This window comes from Streptomyces sp. NPDC047971 (assembly GCF_040653355.1).
In the GTDB taxonomy this organism is placed as follows: Bacteria; Actinomycetota; Actinomycetes; order Streptomycetales; family Streptomycetaceae; genus Streptomyces.
In genome coordinates this window covers 165049-189122 of the sequence record NZ_JBEZNW010000002.1, presented here as the reverse complement: position 1 = coordinate 189122, position 24074 = coordinate 165049, and the positions used below count along the sequence as shown (strand labels likewise).

Annotated in this window: 19 protein-coding genes; 11 read left to right on the top strand and 8 right to left on the bottom strand. The window is 72.6% G+C overall.

The window, feature by feature from the left end; genetic code table 11:
- Positions 1–41 precede the first annotated feature (41 nt).
- The 3 genes from katG to AB0D99_RS03390 all read right to left on the bottom strand — a co-directional run bounded on the left by katG (position 42) and on the right by AB0D99_RS03390 (position 6338).
- Entirely contained in the window at positions 42–2231 is a 2190-nt protein-coding gene (gene katG / locus AB0D99_RS03400; protein ID WP_362356374.1) for a catalase/peroxidase HPI, read from the bottom strand.
- Positions 2232–2619: 388 nt separating this feature from the next.
- The gene (locus AB0D99_RS03395) at positions 2620–4206 is read right to left on the bottom strand and encodes a mucoidy inhibitor MuiA family protein (RefSeq protein WP_362356372.1); all 1587 of its coding nucleotides are present in this window, start codon (positions 4204–4206) and stop codon (positions 2620–2622) included.
- Positions 4207–4214: 8 nt separating this feature from the next.
- Positions 4215–6338, bottom strand: a complete 2124-nt coding sequence (locus tag AB0D99_RS03390; protein ID WP_362356370.1) for a DUF4139 domain-containing protein — start codon at positions 6336–6338, stop codon at positions 4215–4217.
- Positions 6339–6592: 254 nt separating this feature from the next.
- Between AB0D99_RS03390 and AB0D99_RS03385 the strand changes: the two genes are divergently transcribed.
- The 4 genes from AB0D99_RS03385 to AB0D99_RS03370 all read left to right on the top strand — a co-directional run bounded on the left by AB0D99_RS03385 (position 6593) and on the right by AB0D99_RS03370 (position 10752).
- Entirely contained in the window at positions 6593–8071 is a 1479-nt protein-coding gene (locus AB0D99_RS03385) for a glutamate--cysteine ligase (protein WP_362356368.1), read from the top strand.
- 63 nt (positions 8072–8134) lie between these two features.
- Positions 8135–9451, top strand: a complete 1317-nt coding sequence (locus tag AB0D99_RS03380) for an MFS transporter (RefSeq protein WP_362356366.1) — start codon at positions 8135–8137, stop codon at positions 9449–9451.
- Between the two features lie 175 nt (positions 9452–9626).
- Positions 9627–10043 (top strand): hypothetical protein, encoded by a 417-nt coding sequence (locus tag AB0D99_RS03375; protein ID WP_362356364.1) that lies wholly within the window; start codon positions 9627–9629, stop codon positions 10041–10043.
- Positions 10044–10167: 124 nt separating this feature from the next.
- Positions 10168–10752: a hypothetical protein gene (locus tag AB0D99_RS03370; RefSeq protein WP_362356362.1), complete on the top strand. Its 585-nt coding sequence runs from the start codon at positions 10168–10170 to the stop codon at positions 10750–10752.
- 101 nt (positions 10753–10853) lie between these two features.
- On the opposite strand, the gene AB0D99_RS03365 is transcribed toward AB0D99_RS03370, so the two are convergent.
- Positions 10854–11372: a hypothetical protein gene (locus AB0D99_RS03365; RefSeq protein WP_362356360.1), complete on the bottom strand. Its 519-nt coding sequence runs from the start codon at positions 11370–11372 to the stop codon at positions 10854–10856.
- Positions 11373–11456: 84 nt separating this feature from the next.
- Positions 11457–12041, bottom strand: coding sequence for an RNA 2',3'-cyclic phosphodiesterase (gene thpR / locus AB0D99_RS03360; RefSeq protein ID WP_362356358.1), 585 nt, complete (start codon positions 12039–12041; stop codon positions 11457–11459).
- Positions 12042–12207: 166 nt separating this feature from the next.
- Here thpR and AB0D99_RS03355 point away from each other — a divergent pair, with 166 nt between their 5' ends.
- The 3 genes from AB0D99_RS03355 (at position 12208) to AB0D99_RS03345 (ending at position 15111) form a co-directional block, all read left to right on the top strand.
- Complete coding sequence (locus tag AB0D99_RS03355; protein WP_362356356.1) at positions 12208–12882, top strand: beta-glucanase; 675 nt, start codon at positions 12208–12210, stop codon at positions 12880–12882.
- A 183-nt stretch (positions 12883–13065) separates the two neighbouring features.
- On the top strand, positions 13066–13911 hold the full coding sequence (locus tag AB0D99_RS03350) for an SDR family NAD(P)-dependent oxidoreductase (protein ID WP_362356354.1): 846 nt from the start codon (positions 13066–13068) through the stop codon (positions 13909–13911).
- A 33-nt stretch (positions 13912–13944) separates the two neighbouring features.
- Complete coding sequence (locus AB0D99_RS03345) at positions 13945–15111, top strand: NAD(P)/FAD-dependent oxidoreductase (RefSeq protein WP_362356352.1); 1167 nt, start codon at positions 13945–13947, stop codon at positions 15109–15111.
- A 215-nt stretch (positions 15112–15326) separates the two neighbouring features.
- Here AB0D99_RS03345 and AB0D99_RS03340 read toward each other — a convergent pair whose 3' ends face one another.
- Both AB0D99_RS03340 and AB0D99_RS03335 read right to left on the bottom strand, forming a co-directional pair.
- On the bottom strand, positions 15327–16244 hold the full coding sequence (locus tag AB0D99_RS03340) for a S1 family peptidase (RefSeq protein ID WP_362356350.1): 918 nt from the start codon (positions 16242–16244) through the stop codon (positions 15327–15329).
- Between the two features lie 650 nt (positions 16245–16894).
- Positions 16895–18121, bottom strand: a complete 1227-nt coding sequence (locus AB0D99_RS03335) for a serine hydrolase domain-containing protein (protein WP_362356348.1) — start codon at positions 18119–18121, stop codon at positions 16895–16897.
- 199 nt (positions 18122–18320) lie between these two features.
- On the opposite strand from AB0D99_RS03335, the gene AB0D99_RS03330 reads away from it, so the two are divergent.
- The 3 genes from AB0D99_RS03330 to AB0D99_RS03320 all read left to right on the top strand — a co-directional run bounded on the left by AB0D99_RS03330 (position 18321) and on the right by AB0D99_RS03320 (position 22652).
- On the top strand, positions 18321–20144 hold the full coding sequence (locus tag AB0D99_RS03330; protein WP_362356346.1) for a glycoside hydrolase family 15 protein: 1824 nt from the start codon (positions 18321–18323) through the stop codon (positions 20142–20144).
- Positions 20145–20289: 145 nt separating this feature from the next.
- Complete coding sequence (locus AB0D99_RS03325; protein ID WP_362356344.1) at positions 20290–20856, top strand: PadR family transcriptional regulator; 567 nt, start codon at positions 20290–20292, stop codon at positions 20854–20856.
- Positions 20857–20927: 71 nt separating this feature from the next.
- Positions 20928–22652 carry an acyl-CoA dehydrogenase family protein gene (locus tag AB0D99_RS03320; protein ID WP_362356342.1) on the top strand — a complete coding sequence of 575 codons (1725 nt, stop codon included), beginning with the start codon at positions 20928–20930 and terminating at the stop codon, positions 22650–22652.
- Positions 22653–22759: 107 nt separating this feature from the next.
- On the opposite strand, the gene AB0D99_RS03315 is transcribed toward AB0D99_RS03320, so the two are convergent.
- The gene (locus AB0D99_RS03315; protein WP_362356661.1) at positions 22760–22915 is read right to left on the bottom strand and encodes a hydrophobic protein; all 156 of its coding nucleotides are present in this window, start codon (positions 22913–22915) and stop codon (positions 22760–22762) included.
- 192 nt (positions 22916–23107) lie between these two features.
- On the opposite strand from AB0D99_RS03315, the gene AB0D99_RS03310 reads away from it, so the two are divergent.
- Positions 23108–23998: a hypothetical protein gene (locus AB0D99_RS03310; RefSeq protein ID WP_362356340.1), complete on the top strand. Its 891-nt coding sequence runs from the start codon at positions 23108–23110 to the stop codon at positions 23996–23998.
- Positions 23999–24074: the final 76 nt, after the last annotated feature.

Sequence of the window (24074 nt, the reverse complement as noted above, 5' to 3'; positions counted from 1 at the left end):
CCTCCGGCCGGCCGCCGGAGCGGCCGGCCGGGACGGCGGAGTCAGTCGAGGTCGAACCGGTCCAGGTTCATCACCTTGTCCCAGGCGGCCACGAAATCACGTACGAGCTTCTCTCCCGCGTCGTCCGACGCGTACACCTCCGAGAGGGCCCGGAGCTGGGAGTTCGAACCGAAGACGAGGTCGACGGCGGTGGCGGTCCACCTGACGTCGCCCGTGGCGCGGTTCCGCCCCTCGAACACGTCCTCCTTCGACGTCGACGCCTTCCACTCCGTGTCCATGTCGAGCAGGTTCACGAAGAAGTCGTTGGTCAGCGCCTCGGGCCGGTCGGTGAACACGCCGTGCGGGGACTGCTTGAAGCCGGCGTTCAGGGCCCGCATCCCGCCGATCAGCGCCGTCATCTCGGGCGCGGTCAGCGTCAGCAGGTTGGCGCGGTCCAGAAGCAGTGTCTCCGGCGGCAGCTTCTCGCCCGCCCGGAGGTAGTTGCGGAAGCCGTCCGCCCGCGGTTCGAGCACGGCGAAGGACTCCACGTCGGTCTGCTCCTGCGACGCGTCCGTACGCCCCGGTGAGAACGGGACCGTGACGGCGTGCCCGGCGTTCTTCGCCGCCTGCTCGACGGCCGCGCAGCCGCCCAGCACGATCAGGTCGGCGAGCGAGACCTTCACGCCGCCGGACTGCGCGTCGTCGAAGTCCTGCCGGATCCGATCGAGGGTCTGCACCACCTCGGCCACCTCGGGCAGATCGTTGACCTCCCACTCCTTCTGCGGCGCCAGCCGGATCCGCGCGCCGTTCGCGCCGCCGCGCTTGTCGGTGCCGCGGAAGCTCGCCGCCGACGCCCAGGCGGCCGCGACCAGCTGGGACACGGACAGGTCGGAGGCGAGGATCCGCCGCTTGAGCTCGGCGACCTCCGCGTCCCCGACCAGCTCGTGATCGACCGCGGGCACCGGGTCCTGCCAGAGCTGGGGCTCGGGAATCCACGGGCCGAGATAGCGCGAGAGGGGCCCCATGTCACGGTGGAGGAGCTTGTACCACGCCTTGGCGAACGCCTCCGCGAGCCGGTCCGGGTTCTCGTGGAAGCTCTTCGCGATCGGACCGTAGACCGGGTCCAGCTTCAGCGAGAGGTCCGTCGTCAGCATCATGGGAGCGTGCCTCTTCGACGGATCATGGGCGTCGGGGACCGTTCCCTGGGCCGCGGGATCCGTGGGGGTCCACTGCTGCGCGCCCGCCGGGCTCGTCGTCAGCTCCCACTCGTACCGGAACAGATTGTCCAGGTATCCGTTGTCCCACTTCGTCGGCTCCGAGGTCCACGCGCCCTCGAGGCCGCTGGTGAGGGTGTCGACGCCCTTGCCGCTGCCGTACGAGTTGTGCCAGCCGATGGCCTGCTGCTCGATGGGGGCGGCCTCGGGCTCGGGGCCGATGTACTCGGGATCGACGGCGCCGTGGCACTTGCCGAACGTGTGGCCGCCGACGATGAGCGCGACCGTCTCCTCGTCGTTCATCGCCATGCGCCCGAACGTCTCACGAATGTCCCGGGCGGCGGCGATCGGGTCGGGATTTCCGTTCGGACCCTCGGGGTTGACGTAGATCAGGCCCATCTGCACGGCGCCGAAAGGACCGGAGAGTTCCCGGTCGCCGCTGTACCGCTCATCTCCGAGCCAGGTGTCCTCGGGCCCCCAGAAGATCTCCTCGGGCTCCCAGATGTCCGGTCGCCCGAAACCGAATCCGAACGTCTTGAACCCCATGGAATCCATGGCGCAGTTTCCGGCGAACACCAGAAGATCGGACCAGGAGATCTTCCGGCCGTACTTCTTCTTGACCGGCCACAGGAGACGGCGGGCCTTGTCGAGGCTGGCGTTGTCCGGCCAGCTGTTGAGCGGGGCGAAACGCTGGGCACCGGAGCCGCCGCCGCCCCGCCCGTCCTCGATGCGGTACGTGCCCGCCGCATGCCAGCTCATCCGGATGAAGAGCGGGCCGTAGTGGCCGTAGTCGGCGGGCCACCAGTCCTGTGACGTCGTCATGACCTCCATGACGTCCCGCTTCAGCGCGTCGACATCCAGGGTCGCGAACTCCGCCGCGTAGTCGAAGTCCTCGTCCATCGGGCTGGACTGGGGCGAATGCTGGTGGAGGACCTGGAGGTCCAGCTGATTCGGCCACCAGTCCCGGTTCGTCTTGGGGCGAGTCTCCGTCGGGGCCGGGGAGGAAATTGCCGGGTTCTCGCTTTCGCTGCCGGACACGTCCGTCCTTCTTCCTGTCGCGGTGTTTCCGTCTGCCGGCCGTTCGCTCGTGACCTCGTCTGCTTTTACGGTTTCGAGCACTGCGACTCGGCGTGCGTATGGTCGCGCACCAGGGACCGCACCGCTAAGAGAACACGCAGGGCGGCGCCGCGTAACAAGCGGTGGACGTCCGAAGCGGTCGCGGACCTGGCGAAAACGCCGACGACTTCTTCACCGCACGGAATTGATAAGGGAAAAGGGAAATCGGATGAGTGGCCCGTGGCGGGCGGGTGCGAGCGGTGGATCGGCGCACGCCGTGGTGTCGTCGCGGCATTCTCGGGCGACCCGCGACCCGCGACCCGCGACCCGAGCGGGCCGGCGGTCGGCGCCGCCGACCGCCGATCCGGGCTCAGATGCCGGCGACCTTGGCGCTCGCGACCAGCTCGTAGACCAGGGTGACCGTGCGACGGCCGCCGGGCGGCAGGGTGACGTCCCAGCGGGCGATGCCCTCGGCGTCGACCACGTCGGGCGCCGGGGAGCAGCCCTCCTTGCGCAGCCGCACCTCCACCGCCGAGACCTCGGAGACCGGGACGCGCTCGCGCACCACGACCACCCGCTCGTCGCGCTCCCCGGGGGCGGAGAACCGGGACAGGTGCAGCCGGACCGTGCGGGTGACCACCGTCCGCTGCGTGATCCCGGTCGAGTCGCGCGACTCCTCGGTCTCCCGGACCACGCGGTGGTCGTCGCGGCTGCCGAAGGCGAGCTCGACCGGGGCGCCGGGGGTGGTGAACTCCAGCGCGCCGCGGCCGCTGAAGCCGCTGCCGCGGACCAGGTCCACGGGCCCGGCGAGCAGGGCGTGGCCGGACCCGTTGTCGAACCGCACCACCTGCGTGACCAGCGGAGAGACCTCGGGGGAGCAGGCGTACTCGCTGGTCGCGGGCGTGGTGAAGACGGAGAGCGGCACCCGGTGGGCGCGGCCGTCCGAGGGCACGGAGACCGCGGCGGGGGCCTTCAGGACCCGCGCCTCACCGCCGTCGTCCACCCCGGGCAGACCGAGCACCGGTACCGGCCCGAGCTCCCCGATCTCCTCCTCGCGCAGCTCGACCTCGACGGTCCGGCGTTCGGCGGCCGTACGGTCCTTGAGCGTCAGCCGGTCCTCGCCGAGAGTCGGCGGTTCGGTCGCCAGCGCCGAGCGCGCCGTCGACAACGTCAGCCGTACGTCCGACCAGTCCTCGCCCGTGCGCTGCCAGACCATCGCGTCGGTCTCCAGCGTCACCGAGTCCCCGTCGAGCACGGCCCGATACGCGGGCCGCCACAGCGCGCACGGGACGAGATGGGTCAGACGCAGCCCGACCGGCCCCGCGACCGCGGCCTCGACCGTCAGCTCGACATGGCCGACGAGCTCCGCCGGCTCGTCCTCCGAGACGTCCATGGCCCGCTGGGTGGCGGTGAGTTCCGTGGCGATCGCGGTCAGCCGGGCCTCCGCGGTGCGGAGTTCCTCGCCGCGCGCGTCACGTTCGGCGTCCACCCGGTCCAACTCGGCGCTCCAGCGCGGCCCTTCGGACTCGCCGGACCCGGCGCCCTCACGGATCTCCCGCAGCAGATCGGCGGCGAGGCGTCCGAGCAGGTCGAGACGGGCGTACAGCCGGTCGCGCCGCTGCATCAGGGCGAAGCGCTCCTCCTTGAGGGCGTGCGCGCGCAGGCGCAGCGCGGAGTCCTCGTCCGGTGACGGCTCCGGTCCTCGCGGCGTCCAGGTGCGGACGATCCGGGCGTCGAGCACGGTCGCGGTGTGGTCGGCGGTCAGCTCGGCGTGCAGGGTGCGGTCGACCGCGAGCGCGCTGACCGGGCCGAGACGCAGCCGCTGGACACCGGCCTCCAGGTCGACGACCAGCGAGCGCTCGACGTGGGCGCGGTCCTCCAGGCAGGTGACGGCGGTGACGGGGGCCGGGACCGGGACGGTGGCGGGCACGGCGATCGGCTTCGAGTCCGTGGACATGGGGTGTCTCAGCTCCTGCGGTTGCCGCCGACCAGGGCTTTGCCGGCCGGGATACGGATCTCGTAACCGCCGTCGAGGGCGGTGGTGCCACCGGCGGGCAGATCCACCCGCCAGACGCGGGTGCCCGGGGCGAGGTGCTCGGTTCCGGTGCCGTCGGGAGGCGTCGTCCAGCCCGCTCGCTCCTCGATGCGGATGTCCGCCTCGGAGGCGACCGGCACGCGCTCGCGGACCTCGACGGTCACGGGCCGCGCGAGCCCGTTGGCCAGCTCCACGTGGACACGGTGGTCGAGCACGCTGACGTTGTTGCGCAGGCCGGCGGTCGACTCGTTGACGTTCGTACGGCGGGTCACCCTGATGCCCTCGGCCGGTCCGAGGCCCACCCGGCGGACAGCACCCGGGGCGAGCGTGGGAAGGGCCGCGGTCAGCAGGAAGTCGTCGTCGACCGTGACCTCCACCGGGCCGGCCAGCAGAGCCTGGTCGGTGGCGTTGGAGAGCACCAGCGTCGCGTACACGGTCGGCTCGACCGACGGCACGCAGAGGTACTCGGTGCGCAGCCCGACCGGAATCTCCCCGACGGTGACGGTGTGCCAGGTGCCGTCCGACGGAACGTCGGCGCGGGCGGCGGCGTCGAAGCGGTGGTCGAACGAGCCCGCGGAGGTGCGGGGGCGCACGGCGTGCCCGGGCAGCGGCAGCGAGGCCACCGCCTCCGCCCGGCGCCGTTGCTCGGCCGCCCCCGCGTCGGGGCGCGATCCGGGAAAGAGCCGGCCCCGGCGACCGCCCGGCTCGTCGGGGCCGCTCAGGACGAGGGCGGCGTAGTCCAGCTCGGCGCCGCTCGGCTGCGGCGGACCGGCCGGCGGAGGGGGCGGCGGCGCGGCCGCGCCCGGCGCCGGCGGGGCCATCGCGGCGGGGGCCATGGGGGCGCCCGCGAGGCCACGGCTGCGCGGCATGCCGCCGGGCGGGGCGGGGGCCGTCGGCGGCTGTCCTCCGTAGGCCGGCCGCGCCGGAGCCGGCTGGGCCTGCTCGGCCACCGCGCCGGCGTAGGTGTCGGAGGAGGAGCCGTACGCGCTGCCCGGCACCAGGGGCATCGAGGGCGGCGCGCCGAAGCCCTGGGGAGCGGGTGGCGGTGGAGGCGGCGGTACGGGTCCGGACGCGGCGCCGGTCCGGGCGGGCGCCGGAGCGGGGGGCGTGGCCGGGCGGGCGCCGGCCGCCTCGTAGCCGGTGAACAGGTCGGCGAGGCCCGCCGGAGGCTCGCGCCAGCCGGAGGGCGCGGGGGCGGACTGGCGGCGTCCGATCCGGATCGAGCGGAGCTTCGGCAGATCGGTACGGCGCCGCAGGTCGGCGGTGGCCAGCGCGATACGCACCCCCGTCCAGTCCTCCCCGGTGCGCTGGGCGACCGAGGCACGCAGCACCAGACGGCCGGTGCCGTCGCCCTGACGGTGGGTGAGACGGTACGCGGGCACCCAGACGGTGCCCGGCACTCCGTACTCCACCTCGACCTCCACCTCGTGCGCGTCGCCGGAGCCGTCGAAGGTCAGGACGGCGCAGACGGTGCTCTCCACGTGCGGCGACGGTGCGTCGGTGGAGGCGCGGGCGAGCCTGTCCGAGGCGACGCCGAGTTCGTGCTCGAACCGGAGCACCGTCCGCTCCAGCTCCACGAGCCGAGCGTGCAGAGCCGTCAGCCGCTCGTCGACGAAGTCGGCCAGTTCCAGCCATGCGTCGACCGGGGTGCGGCGGTGCGGGTCCTCGGGCTCGCGGGGCGGCGGCAGCGGGTGCAGCCCCCGGACCTCCTCGATGAGGCTCAGCTGCCGGTCCCGGCGGCCCCGCGCCGCCGCGTGCGCGTCGCGCATCCGCTCGACCTCACGCCGCAGCTCGGCGCGCGTGCCGGTGCTCGTGTCCGTGCCGCGCGGCTCGGCCTCGATCTCCACCCGGGCCTCGGTGACACGGACCCCGGGCGCGCCCAGGACACGGGCCCGCAGCGAGCCGTGGTCCAGCGACTGGGGCAGTCCCGTCACCCGCACCCGGCCGTCCGGCGGCACGCTGCCCCGGGCCAGGCGGCGGCAGAGAGCACCCTGTGCGTACACCACGACCGAATCGAGGGTCGATCCCCAGTTCGGTGCCGTTCCAGCCGTCATACGCCCCGCCCCCGCGCCGCCGTGTCCATGCTGGGCGAAGCCTACGCCCGAGCGGTCGCGCCGTGTGACCACACCGGGGAAACCCCCTCGTGTGACCGCACAGGGAAACCCCCAGGTCACCGTCGTACCCGGGCGTCGGCGAGGGAGGTCGCGGACCTTTCGGCGCCCACCGCCGTCGGCTTCGGTGGTTGGGCGGCCCCGGGAGTGGGACGCTGAAGGTGGGGGTCCGTGCCGACGAGACTCGGGAGGGACCGATGGGACGTGATGTCCCGGCGCTGGAGTTCACCCGTGAAGACCGTCGCCGGTTCCGCAACAAGGTGCACTCGTGCCTCGACGTCTTCGCGACGATGCTGCGGGAGTCGCGGTTCGACTTCGAGCGGCCCCAGGTCGGCCTGGAACTCGAACTGAACCTCGTGGACGCCGCCGCCGAGCCGGCCATGCGCAGCACGGAGGTCCTGGAGGCGATCGCGGATCCGACCTGGTCGACCGAGTTGGGCCGGTTCAACCTGGAGATCAACATCGAGCCGCGGCGGCTGGTCGCGGACGGTCCCGACTCCTGGGAGCAGGAGATCCGCGAGGCGCTCAACCACGCCGAGGCGAAAGCCGCGGGGATCGGTGCCCATCTGGTCATGATCGGCATCCTGCCGACGCTGGAGCTGGAGGACGCCGGCCCGGACTCGTTGTCCGGGGACCCGCGGTACCACCTGCTGAACGAGCAGATCTTCGCCGCGCGGGGCGAGGACCTGATGATCGCGGTGGACGGCGTGGAGCGGCTGCGGACCCGTGCGGAGACGATCACCCCGGAGGCGGCGTGCACCAGCACCCAGTTCCACCTCCAGGTCTCGCCGGACGAGTTCGCCGAGTACTGGAACGCGGCGCAGGCCGTGGCGGGGGTGCAGGTGGCCCTGGCGGCGAACTCCCCGTTCCTGTTCTCCAAGGAGCTGTGGCGTGAGACGCGCATCCCGCTCTTCGAGCAGGCGACCGACACCCGGCCCGACGAACTGAAGGTCCAGGGAGTGCGGCCGCGGGTCTGGTTCGGCGAGAGGTGGATCACCTCCGTCTTCGACCTCTTCGAGGAGAACGCCCGCTACTTCCCGGCGCTGCTGCCGGTCTGCGACGACGAGGACCCGGCGGAGACGCTCGCAGCCGGCCGGACCCCGGGACTGGCCGAGCTCACCCTGCACAACGGGACCGTCTACCGCTGGAACCGCCCCGTCTACGCCGTGGTCGACGGCGTCCCGCACCTGCGGGTGGAGAACCGGGTGCTGCCCGCGGGGCCCACGGTGGCCGACGTGCTGGCGAACGGGGCCTTCTACTACGGGCTGATCCGGTCCCTCGTCGACGAGGACCGGCCCGTCTGGTCGCGGATGTCGTTCTCGGCCGCTGAGGACAACCTGCATGCCGCCGCGCGCCACGGCATCGACGCCCATGTCTACTGGCCCGGCATGGGCGAGGTTCCGGTGACCGAGCTGGTGCTGCGGCGCCTGCTGCCGATGGCGGACCGCGGTCTGGAACGCATGGGCATGGAGGCCGCGCGGCGGGAGCCGCTGCTCGGGGTCATCGAGCAGCGCTGCGTCACCGGCCGCAACGGCGCGGTGTGGCAGTCCGAGATGTTCCACCACATCCACGACATCGACCATGCCGGCCGGCACCAGGCGCTGCGCCGGATGACCCAGCAGTACATCGAGTACATGCACTTGAACGCTCCGGCACACACCTGGCCCGTCGACTGACCCCGAGGCGCCGGCGGCGCGGGAGGAGGCGTACCGACGCCCGGGCCGGGGCAGGCCGTGATCATGACAGACACGCCGCCGACGAGCCTCGACGCCCCCTCCGCCCCCGCCGGCCCGCCGCTCCCGCCCCGGCGGCCGTTACGGCAGTTGCTGGCGGCCTCCGTCGGCAACGCGGTCGAGTGGTACGACTGGTACGCGTACACCTTCCTGGCCGCGTACATCGCGCATCAGATCTTTCCCCAAGGCTCGGGGAACTCCCTGGTCCCGCTCCTGTCCACCTTCGCCGTCTTCGCCGTCGGCTTCTTCATGCGCCCGGTCGGCGGACTCCTCATGGGCGCGGTCGCGGACCGGCGCGGCCGGAGGGCCGCGCTCACCGCCACCATCCTGCTGATGGGCGGCAGCAGTCTCCTGGTCGGCCTGACCCCGACATACGCCGCCGCCGGCGTCCTCGCCCCGATCGTGCTCGTCGTCGCCCGGCTCCTGCAAGGGCTGTCGGTGGGAGGGGAGTTCGCGGCCTCCACCACGTTCCTCGTCGAGTCGGCCGGGCCCGGGCGGCGCGGCCTCTTCTCGTCCTTCCAGTACGTCTCCACCTCCGCCGGACAGCTCGCCGCCTCCGGTACGGCCGCCCTGCTCGTCGGCGTGCTCGGGGAGGAGCGGATGAACGGCTGGGGGTGGCGGATCCCGTTCCTGCTCGGCGCGGTGCTCAGCCTCGCCGGCTTCTGGATCCGCCGGGGCGCCGAGGAGACCCGGAGCGCCGCGCTGCGCGACGCCCCGCGGCCCGGGCTCCTCGACGCCCTGCGCCACCACCCCCGTGCCTCGCTGCTCATCGGCGGCATCACGGCCGGCGGCACCCTCGCGTACTACACCTGGACCTCGTACCTGCCGACGTACGCGGAGCTCAACACCGGCATCGACAAGGCGGACGCGCTGCTCGCCGGGACGCTGTCCCTCGCGCTCTTCGCCCTGCTGCAACCGGTCGGAGGGCTGCTCTCCGACCGCTTCGGACGCAAGCCGTCCCTGCTCTTCTTCGGGCTCGGGTTCGCGGCGCTCGGCGTGCCGCTGCTGCGCGCCCTCGACGGCTCGTTCCTCAACCTCCTGCTGGTGCAGTGCGCGGGCATGGTGCTGCTGACGGGCTTCACCTCGATCTCGGCGGCGGTGAACGCCGAGATGTTCCCCGCCCGTGTGCGGGCCGCGGGGATCGGCTTCCCGTACTCGCTGACGGTCGCGGTCTTCGGCGGGACGGCACCGTACGTCGGAACCCTCTTCAAGGAGCTGGACCGGCCCGGCCTTTTCCCCTGGTACGTGGCCGCCCTGTGCCTGGTCTCCTCGGCGGTCTACCTCCGGCTGCCGGAGACCGCCCACGGGAAACTGGACCGCTGACATCAGGAGGCGTACCAGGCGGGGCGGGCGGGACTTGTGGTACACGCCCTGCCCGGGTCGGCATCGTAGTGGCGTACTGTCCTGTGTCGTGAGGGTGGACCGTTCTCACCGATGGACCGCCGCGGTGTCGTCTCGACGCGGCTCGACGGGGATGTCCGGCTGGGAGCCTGGTGCCGTGAAAGACCTCAGGGAGCAAGGACTCCGCCACGCGATCGCCGAAGCCGACGCGCCGGCCTGGCACATCAGGGCGGCCGCGGGGCGACGGCTCGCGGCGGCGCCTCGGATCGAGATCGTTGCCGGCGTCCTGCACCGGCTCCTCCTGGACGCTCAGGACACCGGAGTGACCTCCGCCACAGCCGCGGCTCTGCTGGCTCGGAGGGATCTGGCCGGCCTGCGTGCCGTGCTCGCGGCCCGGGCGGTGGCGTCCGACGAAGGGACGGCGGATCAGCTCGCCGCGGAACTCGACTGCGACCCACGCTGGGCGACCGGCGAGGACGGCGTCGAGCTGATCACGCAACTCCGCACGCTGACGTCGGACGCCGACCCGGAGGTCCGCGACGAGGCCCTGTCGCGACTTTCCCGCCTGCGCTGATCGCAGGCGCGGTCGGTGGCCGTCCCGCGGTGAGGTCGGCCGGCCTGGAGAGGCCGTTCGATCGGCGCGGCCGTGCGTGGAACACGGGTGGCATCGCGGGAGGGCTTTGCCGCATGATCACGCCATGACGAGTCCTGCCGCCTTCCGGGACCAGACCAACTGGTCCGACGGCTACTACGAGCTGGCCCTGGAGGTCGGTTCGAGTGATGATGCCCGGATTCAAGCCGTCCTCAGCGCTCTGTGGTCCGCCGCGGACGTCCACGGGTGCTTCGGGCGGAGAGACCGTGAACCGGAGGAGCAGGATCCCGTGCCGTGCACTGTCGGATCGCTGGCGGAGTTCGGGCACCTCCACGGCCAGGTCCGCCTACCGACGGGGCAACTGGTCGCCTGCGGCTGTACGGCGATCCGCGGAGGCGATGGGAGTAGCGACTGGCTGGACTTCTACGTCCCCCTCGGCGCACTGGACAAAGCGGGCATCGCCTACTGGGACGGTCGGCCGTTCTTCAGGTCCGAGGTGATGGACGAATGGCTGGCCGCCATCGGGGCCGAAGTCTTCACGAGCGTTCCCTTCAGCCTGGGGGTCATCGGTTTCGCGGTCTCCGGATGCACCGACGCGTCGACGCTGGCGGGAAAGATGCCGCAGACGCGTGACATCGGATACCTGCTTCCACAAGGCGGCGTCCTGCACCGTGGCGCCGCCAACACCTGAGCCACGGCGGTCGGCCCGCCCCCTCGTGGACGGCGCGTGCCCTCAGGGACGCCCGCAGCGGTCCTCCGGTCGTCAGCCCCTGCGGAAGCGCGAGTTGGACCTCAGTAACCGCGTACGGCGGTGAGGTGGTACGTCGTGTCGATCCAGAAGCCGCCGGTCGTGTTGCCCTGGATCTCCAGGACGTACTGCCCCGGCGTCAGAGGGGCGATGCCCGCCCATATGCCCCACGCGAGATGCATCCGCAGGCCCACTCGGAACAGCGGCGCGGTGAACTCCCTCAGCGGAAGCGGCACCCCGTTGAGGAAGGCCTTCGCCTCCGCCACGTCCAGGGTCAGCGGCTTCCGCGAGTGGTGCTTCGTGTGGTGGATGTTGAGTACGGGAAAGAACAGCGGGCGGTCGGAGGGCACGTCACAGGTGCGCACCACGCGGCCACCGTAGGTGCCCGCCAGGAACCACAGGTCCTCCGGCTGCCGCCAGGCCGCGTGCCGACCGGTCCTGTCGGCGACCGGGCTGACGTCGTCGGGGGCCGACAGCGCCCACTGCCACCAGCGGGCCGCCAGCACCCCGCCCTCCGTGTCGTCGATGTCCCAGGAACCGCTGTCGCGAGCCGTGTCGCTCATGCCCCACCCCTTCCCGGGGGCGCGTGCGCCCCGGCCGTCGATCAAGCGAACCCTACCGACGGGGTCGCGTCCTCTCGCGAGGGGTCACCGGTCGCCGCCGAAGCGCCACGCCTCGACGTCCCGGTAGCGGATCGGCCCAGGGCCGCGGCCGAAGTTGCTGCCGACCAGGTGCAGGCGCTCGGCGTGCCAGGGACGGCCGGTGAAGCCGGTGAGTCCGGAGGCCACCCGCACCACGCCGACGGTGTCGTCCCGGCGGGAGCGGGCCAGCGTCAGATGGGGGCGCAGCGGCCGGTCCTCGAAGGGGATGCCGCATTCCTTGACGACGGCACGGACGTCGGCGGCGAGCAGGTGCAGTCCCTCGACGTCGCCGTCGATCCCGCTCCACAGCACCCGTTCGTCGAAGCATCCCGCGCCGCGCAGCGCCAGGCGCAGGGGCGGACGCGCCGCCGCGAGGCGGGCCAGCGGCTCCCTCAGGAGCGGGATCGCCGCGGTCGACACCTCGCCGAGGAACGCCAGGGTGATGTGCCAGTCCTCGATGCGGTTCCACCGCATGGCCGGGTACGCGTCGTAGGCGGGGCGCAGCGCCTCGGCCAGTTCGTCCTTCGCCTCGTCGGGCGGTGCGAGCGCTATGAAGACGCGGACGGTCGAGGTCTGGATCGTTTCGTTCACAGACACTTCGTACACCACGTCGTGCCACCGGGTGGGACCCCGTGGGCGACCACCCCTCGCCGCGTGTGACGACTTCACGACAGTGAGTGAGGTGTTCCGGATATCGGGGGTGCGCGCGGGCAGATTCCCGGAGGACGCATGCACCGCCGCACGACAGGGAGCCACCATGCCGACACCGCCTCCGGCCGCCGAACCCGTCTTCACCGCCGACTTCACCTCGACGGAACAGTGGACGGCGGGCCGATCCTGGGCCTATCCCGACGGCGGCCCCGTGAACCCGCGTGACAACAAGCTGGACCACCTGGTGGCGGACCCCGCCTACAGCCGCTCGGGCGTCTTCCGGGCGACCCGGCGCCGCGACGGCCTGTGGGACGCGGGGCTCCTGACGACGGAGGGCAGCCCCGAGGGCTTCGAGGTCCGCGCCGGTGACATCCTGGAGGCGCGCGTCCGGCTCCCCGAGGGCAACGGCGCCTGGCCGGCGATCTGGACCTGGCGGGACGGCGGCCAGGAGATCGACGTCTTCGAGTACCACCCCGACAACCCGGATCTCCTGGAATTGTCGAACCGGGTCCGAGGCGGACACCTCTACTACCAGGACCCCGGCATCCGGCCCGGCGGCTGGGTGCGGCTGCGCACCCAGTTCGGCGCCCGGTCGGTGGTGTGGTGGGTCGACGGCGTCCAGGTCTTCTCCGACGGACGGGGCGTCGGCCGGTCGTGGCACGCCTATCTGATCGTCAACCTCTCGGTCTGCGCCGGCCGCTACCATCCCGCGCCCGACGCCGACGCGACGGAACTCTCCTACGAGGTGCGGGACTTGCGAGTCTTCCGGCCGGGGTCCTGAGGGGAGCGCCGGCCGGCGGACGGCGGCCCGGCGTCCGCCGAGGAAGGCGGCGGGACCGCCGAGTGGGTGAGGAGCGCCCCTCCCGACCGGCCGCGGCACGGTCACGTGTCGCGGCTGGTGGTGACAACACCAGGATCAGCTCCCGCTCCCCAGGGTGCCCCGGGCGCGTCCAGGGTGGTCGCCATGAACCCACGTACCGCACCCACTGTTCTGATCACCGGCGCGACCCAGGGCCTGGGCCGAGGGATCGCGCTGGATCTCGCCGCCAAGGGACATGCCGTCCTGCTCCACGGCAGGGACCCCGCCCGGCTCGCGGCGGTGGCCGGGGAGGTCCGGTCCGCCGTCCCGCGCGCCACCGTCCGGACCTACCTCGCCGACCTCGCGGACCTGGACCAGGTCCGGACGATGACCGACCGGATACTGGCAGCCGAGCCGCGGCTCGACGCGCTCGTGAACAACGCGGTCGCCGGTGGCGGCGCCGAGCCGCTCCGGCGGGAGGTCAGCGCGCAGGGACACGAACTGCGCTTCGCGGTCAACCACTTGGCGCCCCATGCCCTCACCCGGGCGCTCCTGCCCCTGCTCACTGCCTCGGCACCGGCCCGCGTCGTCAACGTCGCCTCCATCGGGCAGGAGCCCATCGACTTCGACGACGTCATGTTCGAGGAGGGGTACGAAGGACTGCGGGCCTACTGCCGCAGCAAGCTGGCGATGATCATGGCGACCTTCGAGCTGGCGGCCGAGCTCGACGGCACCGGAGTCACCGTCAACACCCTCCACCCCGCCCATCTCATGGACACCCGTGGAGTGCGCGAGTACGGCCTCACGCCCGTGACCGGCATCGAGGAAGGGGTGCGCCCGACGGTACGGCTCGTCGTCGACCCCGAGCTGGCACACACCACCGGCCGCTACTTCGACCGCTTCACGGACGCCCGCGCCCACGAGCAGGCGTACGACACGGCCGCCCGCGGCCGCCTCGTCGCCCTGACGGACGCGCTCGTGGGCGGCTCCACGGGCCCGAATACGGAGTGATGCGACGCGCCGGTCCCGGCTACAGTTCCGGACATGGGGGTCGACACGGATGTGGCGGTCGTGGGGGCGGGGCCGGTCGGCCTGAGCGCTGCCCTGCTGCTCGCGCGGGCGGGGCTCGGGGTCGTGGTGCTGGAACGCCGTCCCGGCCCCGTCACCGAGTCCCGCGCGACGGACCTGCACGCACGGACGCTGGAGGCCCTGGCCCCCAGCGGTCTGGCCGACGCGCTCCAGCCGCTCGGCCGGCGCGTGGACACGGTGGACATGTGGGCGCGGGGGCGCAGGCTCGGGGGCTTCGACCTGTCGGGGCTGCCGTCCCCGTACCCGTACATCCTGACGGTCCCGCAGTGCGCGACCGAGGGGCTGCTCGCCGCTGAGGCCGAGCGCGCGGGTGTCCGTGTCCACCGCTCGGTGCCCGTCCGCTCGATCGACGAGGACGCCGACGGCGTGACCGTACGGGCGGACGCCCTGGACCCGCTACGGGCCCGCTGGGTGGTGGCGGCCGACGGCGCGTCGAGCACGCTGCGCGCCCTGGCCGGCACGGCGTTTCGCGGCCGGACCTACGCGGGCCTGTGGCAGCTCGCGGACCTGCGGGTCGAGGACCCCTCTCTGGACCCGACGCGCGTCCACATGGTCGGCGGACCGCGCGGCCTGCTCGTGGTGCTCCCGATGCATCTCGACGGCTGGGCCCGCGTGGTGCTGCACCTGCCGCACGGCCCCGCCCGGGGAGGTGCGGACGGCCCCGCGGGCCTGGCCGCCGAGGCGGCGGCCAGGGGCTGGAGGGCGACCGTCCGCGAATGCCGCTGGACGAGCACGTTCCGGACCCAGCGGCGCCTCGCCGCGCACCACACCGACCGGCGGGTGGTGCTGATCGGTGACGCCGCCCACGTGTGCAGCCCGATCGGCGGGCAGGGACTCAACCTCGGTCTGCGGGACGCCGTCTCTCTCGCGGCCGTCCTGCCGGGCGCCACCGCCCGTGGGGGCGGCCCCGACGCGCTCACGGCCTGGCACCGCGCCCGCCGTGCCGACGCCTTGAGCGTGCTGGCCCGCACCGATCTCGCCACGCGCGCGTGGACCCTGCGCGCGGCCCCCGCCCGAGCTGTCCGCGACACGGCCCTGCGCGGCATCCTCGCCGCCCCGGCGGGCCGCCGGCTGCTCGCCGAGGCCGTCGCGGGCCCGCGACCGCCACGATCCCGCGCCTGAACCGGCCTCCGTCACGGTCCGTCGCCCGAACCGCCCTCCGTCACGGTCCCGCGCCTGAACCGGCCTCCGTCACGGTCCCGCGCCCGAACCGCCCTCCGCCGCAGGGGTGATGCCCGGCGCACGGCGAGACCGGCGGCCCCGGAGGGGACCGCCGGCCAGGGTGCCGAGCGAGGGATCCACGGAGGCCGCCGCGTTCGCGGACCCCCGGCGGCCGGCTAGAAGACGCTCACGCCGTACGCGCTCAGCGCCTCCGTCACCGGCTGGAAGAACGTGGTTCCGCCGCTGGAGCAGTTGCCGCTGCCGCCGGAGGTGAGACCCAGCGCGGTGGTGCCGGAGAAGAGCGCGCCGCCGCTGTCACCCGGCTCGGCGCAGACGTTGGTCTGGATCAGGCCGTAGACGATGTCGCCACCGCCGTAGTTGACGGTCGCGTTGAGACCGGTGACCGTGCCACCGTGCAGACCGGTGGTGCTGCCGCTGCGCTGCACCGACTGGCCCACGGAGGCGTTGCCCGCGCCGGTGATGTCGCGGTAGCTGCCGTTGTAGAGGTAGACCCGGCCGTCGGCCGCCGAGGCGTTGGAGTGGCGGATGATGCCGTAGTCGTTGGTCGGGAAGCTGGAGCCCGCGCGGGTGCCGAGCACCGTGGTGTTGGCCGAGTTGGTGTACCAGGTGCTGCCGATGTTGGTGCAGTGGCCGGCGGTCAGCGCGTAGTAGGTCGAGCCGCTGCGCACGTTGAAGCCGAGCGAGCAGCGTCCTCCGCCGGCGTAGATGGCCTGGCCGCCGGCGATGAGCTTGCTGAACGTACCGGGAGTCCGCTTGATCTCCAGGGCGCCGGCGCGGTCACCGGCCGCCTGCTTGATCGTGGCGATCTCGGCGGCGGAGACGGTGGAGTCGGCCGTGACGACGATCTTCCCGGTCGCCTGGTCGGTGTACCAGGCGGTGCCCGGCACGTCGGCTCCGCGTACGGCCTGGTCGGCGACGGCGAGTTGGGCGGCGGTCGCGCGGCCGGTGTCGGTGGTGGCCGCGGACGAGGTGGGGACGGCAAGCGCTGAGGCGGCGAGCAGCGCGGAGGCCACGGCGACGAGCCGTGCGCCCTTGGCGACGCCGCCGAGGGGGGACAGGCGCTTGAGGTTCACAGGATCCTCCGGTGGGGGAGTGGGGGGAGTCGCTGGGTGGGCGATCCCTTTCGCCGAGCGGCGGGTCCGGACCGGAGGATCTCTCCGGCATGGACCTGTCAATCTCGACAGGGGGAATCCTCGAATCCGGACGGCCTCGGCGGCAAGAACGCCTTTCGGCCGATCTACGCGCGTTCAGGTGGTCCAAAGGCCCGCCGGTGCCGCGTGGGCCTCGACGGATCGCCGCGGCGGGTGGGTGGGGGAGGGGTGCGCAAACGCTTGCGGCGATTTGCTGACGTCTTTTCAGGAGAGCTCATTGGGGGTGGAGTTGCTGGTGAGCTGCGACGTGGGGAAAGCGGAGGGAGGGATACCGTTTCTCCAGTTCAACCAGGGCGGCGCCCTGGATCCCGGGCGGCGGGCGCCGGTGCCGTCGGCGCGGCCGCCGGCCTGCCCCCGCCCTTCGCCGCGGCGGTAGCGGACGCACAGATCCGGCCGCGACCGCCAGGCGGTCCGCGAGGGTGAGCGTTCCCGGCCGAAGCGGAGGGGAGGGCGGCCGCGGGCCTGTGGTACAGGTGCGGACGCCCCTCAATGCCGTAATCGTTCCCCTCCGTCCGGGCCGGCCGGGTGTCCGGTTCCCGTCGTGGCGAGGGCCCGAGGGGGCGGTATCGACCCTAGAGCGACGCGTACACCGCCTCGACCAGCGCCATCTTGCGGGGGTCGTCGGCGATGTTCGGTCCCATACGGTTCATGACGTATCCCAGGGAGACCCCCGCCTCCGGGTCCGCGAGGCCGCAGGAGCCGCCGAAGCCGTCGTGGCCGAAGGCCCGGGGGTTGGGTCCGTAGGAGCCGTTGGCGCCGCTGAGCCAGAGCCCGAGACCGCACTCCGTGTCGTGGGCGAATCCCGCGCCGAGAACCAGGTCCCGGCAGGAGCCCTGCCCCTCGCGGGCGCGTTCGGCGGCCGCTGCGGACAGGATCCGGTGCTTGCCGGACCGGCCGCGCCCGGCGAAGACGCCGTACAGCTCGGCGACGGCTCGGGCCGTTCCGTGGCCGTTGGCCGCGGGCAGCTCGGCCGCACGCCACTCGGGGCTGTTGGCCTGGGCGGCGCCGACGAGCGGGTTGGCCAGGGCGGCCTGCGCGGCGGGCTCCAACTGGGCGAAGATCGCCGCCTGTTCGCTCGCGGAGGAGGTCCGCGGGTGCACGAGCTCGGCCGCCCGGGCCGCCTCCTTCTCGGGGAGGCCGATGGTGAAGTCGACACCGAGCGGTCCGGTGATCTCCTCGCGGAGGAAGTCGCCGGTCAGCCGTCCCGTGATGCGCCGGATCACCTCGCCGACCAGAAAGCCGTACGTCATGGCGTGGTAGCCGGAGCGGGTGCCGGGCTCCCACCACGGCTCCGTCGCCGCGAGCCGGGCCGTCGTCGTCTCCCAGTCGTAGAACTCGTCGAGCGTGAGAGGCTCGCGCGGACCGGACAGCCCCGCGCGGTGCGAGAGGAGATGGCGCACGGGGATCCGCTCCTTGCCCGCCGCCGCGAACTCGGGCCAGTAGGAGGCGACCGGCGCGTCCAGGTCGAGGAGTCCGCGGTCCGCCAGGAGGTGCGCGCAGAGCGCGGTGACGCCCTTGGTCGTGGACCAGACGTTGACCACGGTGTCGTGCTCCCAGCGGCGCGTACGGGCTCCGTCGGCCCAGCCGCCCCACAGGTCGACCACGGTCTCGCCGCGCACCTGGACGGCCACGGCGGCCCCGAGCTCCTCCCTCGTGCGGAAGTTGGCCTCGAAGGCGTCCCGTACGGCGGTGAACCGCGGGTCGCAGTGCCCTTCGACCAGGACGGAGGCCGAGGCCGAGACCTGGGGCGCGGGTGCGGGGGTGGGATCGGGCGAACGGGCCGGCTCGGGATCGGTCATGGCGTCCTCCAGGGGTGCTCGGCGGTCGCGAGCAACATACCGACTGGTCGGATCGGCGGGAAGGCGGTGCGCGTCCACAGCCGCGGCCGTGTCGTTCGCCCGGTCGGCCCTCCGCGATTGCCGGGGCGGCGACCGGCGGGTTCCGTGGACACGAGCAGTGACGCCGAAGGCCCGGAGCCGCGGGAGAATCGAGGACCTCTTGCCCGGTTACCCTCCGATCGCGGAACACGGACTGATCGGTGACCTGCAGAGCGCGGCCCTGGTCTCCGCCGAGGGTGCGGTCGACTGGTTCTGCGCGCCCCGCTTCGACTCGCCGAGCATCTTCGCCTCCCTGCTCGACCAGGAGCGCGGCGGCCACTTCACGATCGCCCCCACCTCCGACGACGTGACCGTCCGCCAGCTCTACCTGCCCGACACGGCCATCCTCATCACCCGGTTCCTCACCCCCGAGGGCGTGGGCGAGGTGGTCGACTTCATGCCGGTGAACGACCGGCCCGACGTCCCCACCCATCAGCACCGCATCGTGCGGGCGATGCGAGTGGTGCGCGGAAGCCTCACCTTCGACGTACAGTGCCGGCCCCGCTTCGACTACGGACGCGCCCGGCACACCCTCACCCTCGACGGCGACGTCGCCACCTTCCACGGCTCCGACATCGACGTACATCTGCGGAGCACCGTCCCCCTGGAGGCCGACGGCCAGGACGTCCACGCCACGGTCACCCTCCGGCAGGGGCAGATGGCCGGGATCCTCCTGGAGACCTCCGCCCCGGGAGCCGCCCCCGAGCCCGTCACGGAACAGGCCATGGAAGCGGCCATGGAGGAGACACGCGTCTTCTGGCACGACTGGATCAGCCGCTGTCGCTACCGGGGCCGCTGGCAGCACATGGTCAACCGCTCGGCCATCACCCTCAAACTGCTCATCTACGCCCCGACCGGCGCGCCCGTCGCCGCCGCCACCATGGGCCTGCCGGAACAGATCGGCGGCGAGCGGAACTGGGACTACCGCTACACCTGGATCCGCGACGCGTCCCTCTCCATGCGCGTGCTGCTCGACCTCGGCTACTTCGAGGAGGCCGACGCCTTCCGGCTCTGGCTCGGCGCGCGCTTCCGCACGCCGCGCCCCGCCGGGGGCGAGCCGATGCAGATCATGTACCGGATCGACGGCGATCCCCACCTGTCCGAGGAGATCCTGGGGCACCTGTCCGGCTACCGCGACTCCGCTCCCGTGCGGGCGGGGAACGGAGCGGTCGACCAGCTGCAGCTCGACATCTACGGCGAGTTCGCCTACGCCATGACCCACTCCGCGGACCTGGCCGAGGTAGCGGGCTGGGAGGCGTGGAAGGGGTTCTCCGCGCTCCTGGACTGGCTCGCCGACAACTGGGACCGTCCCGACGAGGGGATCTGGGAGACCCGTGGCGGCCGCAAGCACTTCACGTTCAGCCGGGTGATGTGCTGGGTCGCCCTCGACCGCGGCATTCGGCTCGCCACCCAGTACGCCCGCCCCGCCGACCTCGCCCGCTGGACCGAGCAGCGCGACGCGATCCTCGTCCAGGTGATGGATCGCGGCTGGAACCCCCGGATCGAGGCGTTCGTCCAGCACTACGACAGCGAGGTGCTCGACGCGTCGCTGCTGCTCATGCCGGTGGTCGGATTCATCTCCCCGAGGGCGTCCTCGTGGCTGTCGACACTGGACGCCATGGACCGCGAGCTCGTCACCGACAGCCTGGTCTACCGCTACAACCCCGAGGCGTCCCCCGACGGCCTCCGGGGAGCCGAGGGCACCTTCTCGCTCTGCAGCTTCCTGTACGTCGAGGCCCTGGCCCGGGCGGGCCGCCTCGAACAGGCCCGCTTCGCGATGGACAAGATGCTGACCTACGCCAACCACGTGGGGCTCTTCGCCGAGGAGATCGGCCCGACGGGTGAGCAACTCGGCAACTTCCCGCAGGCGTTCACCCATCTCTCGCTGATCACCGCGGCCATGGCCCTCGACGAGGAGCTCGACAAGGCCACCGAACGCCGCTGACCCGCGTCGACCGGACGACCCGCCGTGCGCGGCGCCGGCCGGCAGCCGCCACGAGGCGTCCCGTGCCGTGCCGGGCGGGTGAGCCGCGTCTCACCCGCGCGGTCGCGCTTGCCTATGCAACGAGTTGCATAGAAAGATTCCGGGTGTGGCGATCGAACACGCGATTCTTGTGTCCCTGCTGGAGAAGCCCGGTTCCGGCTACGAGCTGGCCCGGCGCTTCGAGCGGTCCATCGGCTACTTCTGGACCGCCAGCCACCAGCAGATCTACCGGGTGCTCAAGCGGATGGAGAGCGACGGCTGGGTCGACGTCCGGGACGTTCCGCAGCAGGGCCGCCCGGACAAGAAGGAGTACACCGTCGCGGACCTCGGGCAGGCGGTGCTGTCCAGCTGGCTCCACGAGCCCATCGAACCCGAGAGCATCCGGCACGACCTCGCCGTGAAGATCCGGGGCGCGGCCTTCGACGACCCGGCCGCGCTGATCCCCGAAGTGGAACGGCACCGGCGCGCGCACACCGAGCGCCTCGCCCACTACCTCGCCGGCGAGGAACGGGACTTCCCGGACGGACGGGCCCCCGCGGCCTCCGGCGCCCTCGACGCGGGCCGGGAGCTCCAGCACGTCGTGCTGCGCGGCGGCATCGCGTACGAGCGGATGACGCTCGCGTGGCTCGACGACGTCCTCGCCACGCTCCACCGGCTCGCCGCCGAGCGCTGACCGCCCCACCCCGCCACGCCCACCCGCGCCACCACGACCACCGCACCCCATCGGACCGAAAGACGGAGCACATGGCCGACTCGCTGCTGTTCAACCCGCACACCTACGACCCGGCACACTTCGATCCCGAGACCCGCCGACTGCTGCGCGCCACCGTCGACTGGTTCGAGCAGCGCGGCAAGCGCCGTCTGATCGAGGACTACCGCACCCGGGCCTGGCTGGCGGACTTCCTGGCCTTCTCCGCCAAGGAAGGGCTGTTCGAGACCTTCCTGACGCCCTCCGCCGACGCCGCCGAGGGACAGGGCGACAAGCGCTGGGACACCGCCCGCATCGCGGCCCTCAACGAGATCCTCGGCTTCTACGGGCTCGACTACTGGTACGCCTGGCAGGTCACCATCCTCGGCCTCGGCCCGGTCTGGCAGAGCGACAACGCCACCGCACGTGCCCGTGCCGCCGAACTCCTCTCCGAGGGGCAGGTGTTCGCCTTCGGCCTCTCCGAGAAGTCCCACGGCGCCGACATCTACTCCACCGACATGCTCCTCACCCCCGACGGCGAGGGCGGCTTCCGGGCCACCGGATCCAAGTACTACATCGGCAACGGCAACGCGGCAGGGCTCGTGTCCGTCTTCGGCCGCCGCACCGACGTCGAGGGCCCCGACGGCTACGTCTTCTTCGCCGCCGACAGCCGCCGTCCGGCGTACCACCTGGTCAAGAACGTCGTGGACTCCTCGAAGTACGTCAGCGAGTTCCGCCTGGAGGACTACCCCGTCGCCCCCGAGGACGTCCTGCACACCGGCCGCGCCGCCTTCGACGCCGCCCTCAACACCGTCAACGTCGGCAAGTTCAACCTCTGCACCGCCTCCATCGGCATCTGCGAGCACGCGATGTACGAGGCCGTCACCCACGCCCACAACCGCATCCTCTACGGCCGGCCCGTCACCGCCTTCCCGCACGTGCGCCGCGAGCTGACCGACGCGTACGTCCGTCTCGTCGGCATGAAGCTGTTCAGCGACCGCGCCGTCGACTACTTCCGCACCGCGGGACCCGACGACCGCCGCTACCTCCTCTTCAACCCGATGACGAAGATGAAGGTGACCACGGAGGGCGAGAAGGTCATCGACCTGATGTGGGACGTCATCGCCGCCAAGGGCTTCGAGAAGGACAACTACTTCGCCCAGGCGGCCGTCGAGATCCGGGGCCTGCCGAAGCTGGAGGGCACTGTCCACGTCAACCTGGCGCTCATCCTCAAGTTCATGCGCAACCACCTGCTGGACCCGGCCGCGTACGAGCCCGTACCGACCCGTCTGGACGCCGCCGACGACACCTTCCTCTTCCGGCAGGGTCCGGCCCGCGGCCTGGGTTCCGTCCGCTTCCACGACTGGCGGGCCGCGTACGACGCGTACGCCGGTGTGGCGAACGTGGCCCGCTTCCGCGAGCAGGCGGACGCGCTGTGCGAGTTCGTGCTCACCGCCGCGCCCGACGAGCAGCAGAGCCGCGACCTCGACCTGCTCCTCGCCGTCGGCCAGCTGTTCGCGCTCGTCGTCCACGGTCAGCTGGTCCTGGAGCAGGCGCGCCTGACGGGCCTCGACGAGGACGTCCTCGACGAACTCTTCGCCGTCCTCGTCCGGGACTTCTCCGCCCACGCCGTCGAGCTGCACGGCAAGGACTCCGCCACCGAACAGCAGCAGCTCTGGGCGCTGGGAGCGGTACGGCGCCCGGTCGTCGACGAGGCCCGCTCGGGCCGGGTGTGGCAGCGCGTCGAGGCCCTCTCGGGCACGTACGAGATGGCGCCGTAACGTCAGGCCGACGGGGCCGGGGCGCTCTCGCCCCGGCCCCGTTCGTCACGGCGCGGTGCGCCGACGACGAGGCGCGGCTCCGCTCGGAGCCCGCCCCTTCCCGTCCGTCACCAGCGATACCAGCGCGAGCTGCCCGCGCGCATGAAGAAGCCCAGCACCCAGAGCACCAGCACGGCGATGGCTATGTACCAGAGCACCTCCGCGGCGAAACCGGCTCCGAACAGGACGAGAATCAACAGCAGTACCAGCAGGAGCGGGACCATGACGTCACCTCCGAGGGAACGGGGGGCGATGCCCCGTTCCGGGGGCGCGCCCTTGACACTCGCGCGGTTGCCCACGTCCGGGCGTCTCATGCGTGCCCGTACCGACGCGGCCTGCCGTGGCGCCCTCCGCCGTTCCCCGGGGCCGGGCACGTCCTGCGCGGTGATCGGCGCCCGAGGTCGGATAGTGGAGGCGTGGACGTCGAGCAGGTCATCGAGGAGTTGTACGGGCTGCGGCCCGAGGATTTCACCGCCGCCCGCGACGCGTACGTCGTCGAGGCACGCGCGGCGGGGGACGCGCAGGCCGTGAAGGCGGTGTCGGGGCTCCGGCGCCCCACGACGGCGGCGTGGGTGTCGAACCTCTTCGTACGGGAACGGCCGGGGGACGTCGATCGCCTGCTCGCGCTCGGTGAGGCCCTGCGGGAGGCCCATCGCACGCTCGACCCCGCGAAGATGCGGGACGCGAGCGGACAGCGGCACAAGGTGGTCGCCGCGCTGGCCCGCGAGGCGGCCGGACGGGCGCGGGAGGCCGGACAGCCGGTGAGCGACGCGGTCCTCCACGACGTCGAGCAGATCTTCCACGCCGTCCTCGCCGGCTCCGACGTCGCCGAGCGGTGGGCGGCCGGCAGGCTCGTCAAGGCACCCGAGGCGCCGGTCGGATTCGGCGAGGTCCTTCCCGAGGCGAAAGGACGCCGGTCGGGGGCCGCAGGGCCCGCGACGACCTCGACGCCCCCGGGCGTCGAGCCCTCGAAGTCCGGCGCGAAGCGCGCGAGCAGGGCGGAGGCCGAGCGGCGCGAGCGGGAGCGGCGGGAGGCCGAGGCCGCCGTCGCGGAGGCCCGCGCCCGCGACGAAGCGCTCAGCGCGGCCGAGGAGGAACGCGGCGCGGCGGAGGCCGAGGTCGCCACGGCGGACGAGCGCGTCGCCGAGCTGGAGCGGCAGCTGACGGAGGCGAAGGAGAACAGGCGCGCCACGAGGGACGCGGCGGCCGAGGCCGCGAAGGCCGTGAAGGACGCCGGACGCGCGGCACGGGACGCGCACCGTGCCGCCGACCGGGCGACGAGCAAGGTCGAGCGGTCGGCCGATTGACGACCCGTCAAAGAAGATCGTCGGCCGACCGCTCTCATGTTTCCGTGTCAGGTGATCGGATAGCGTCTCCCTAACG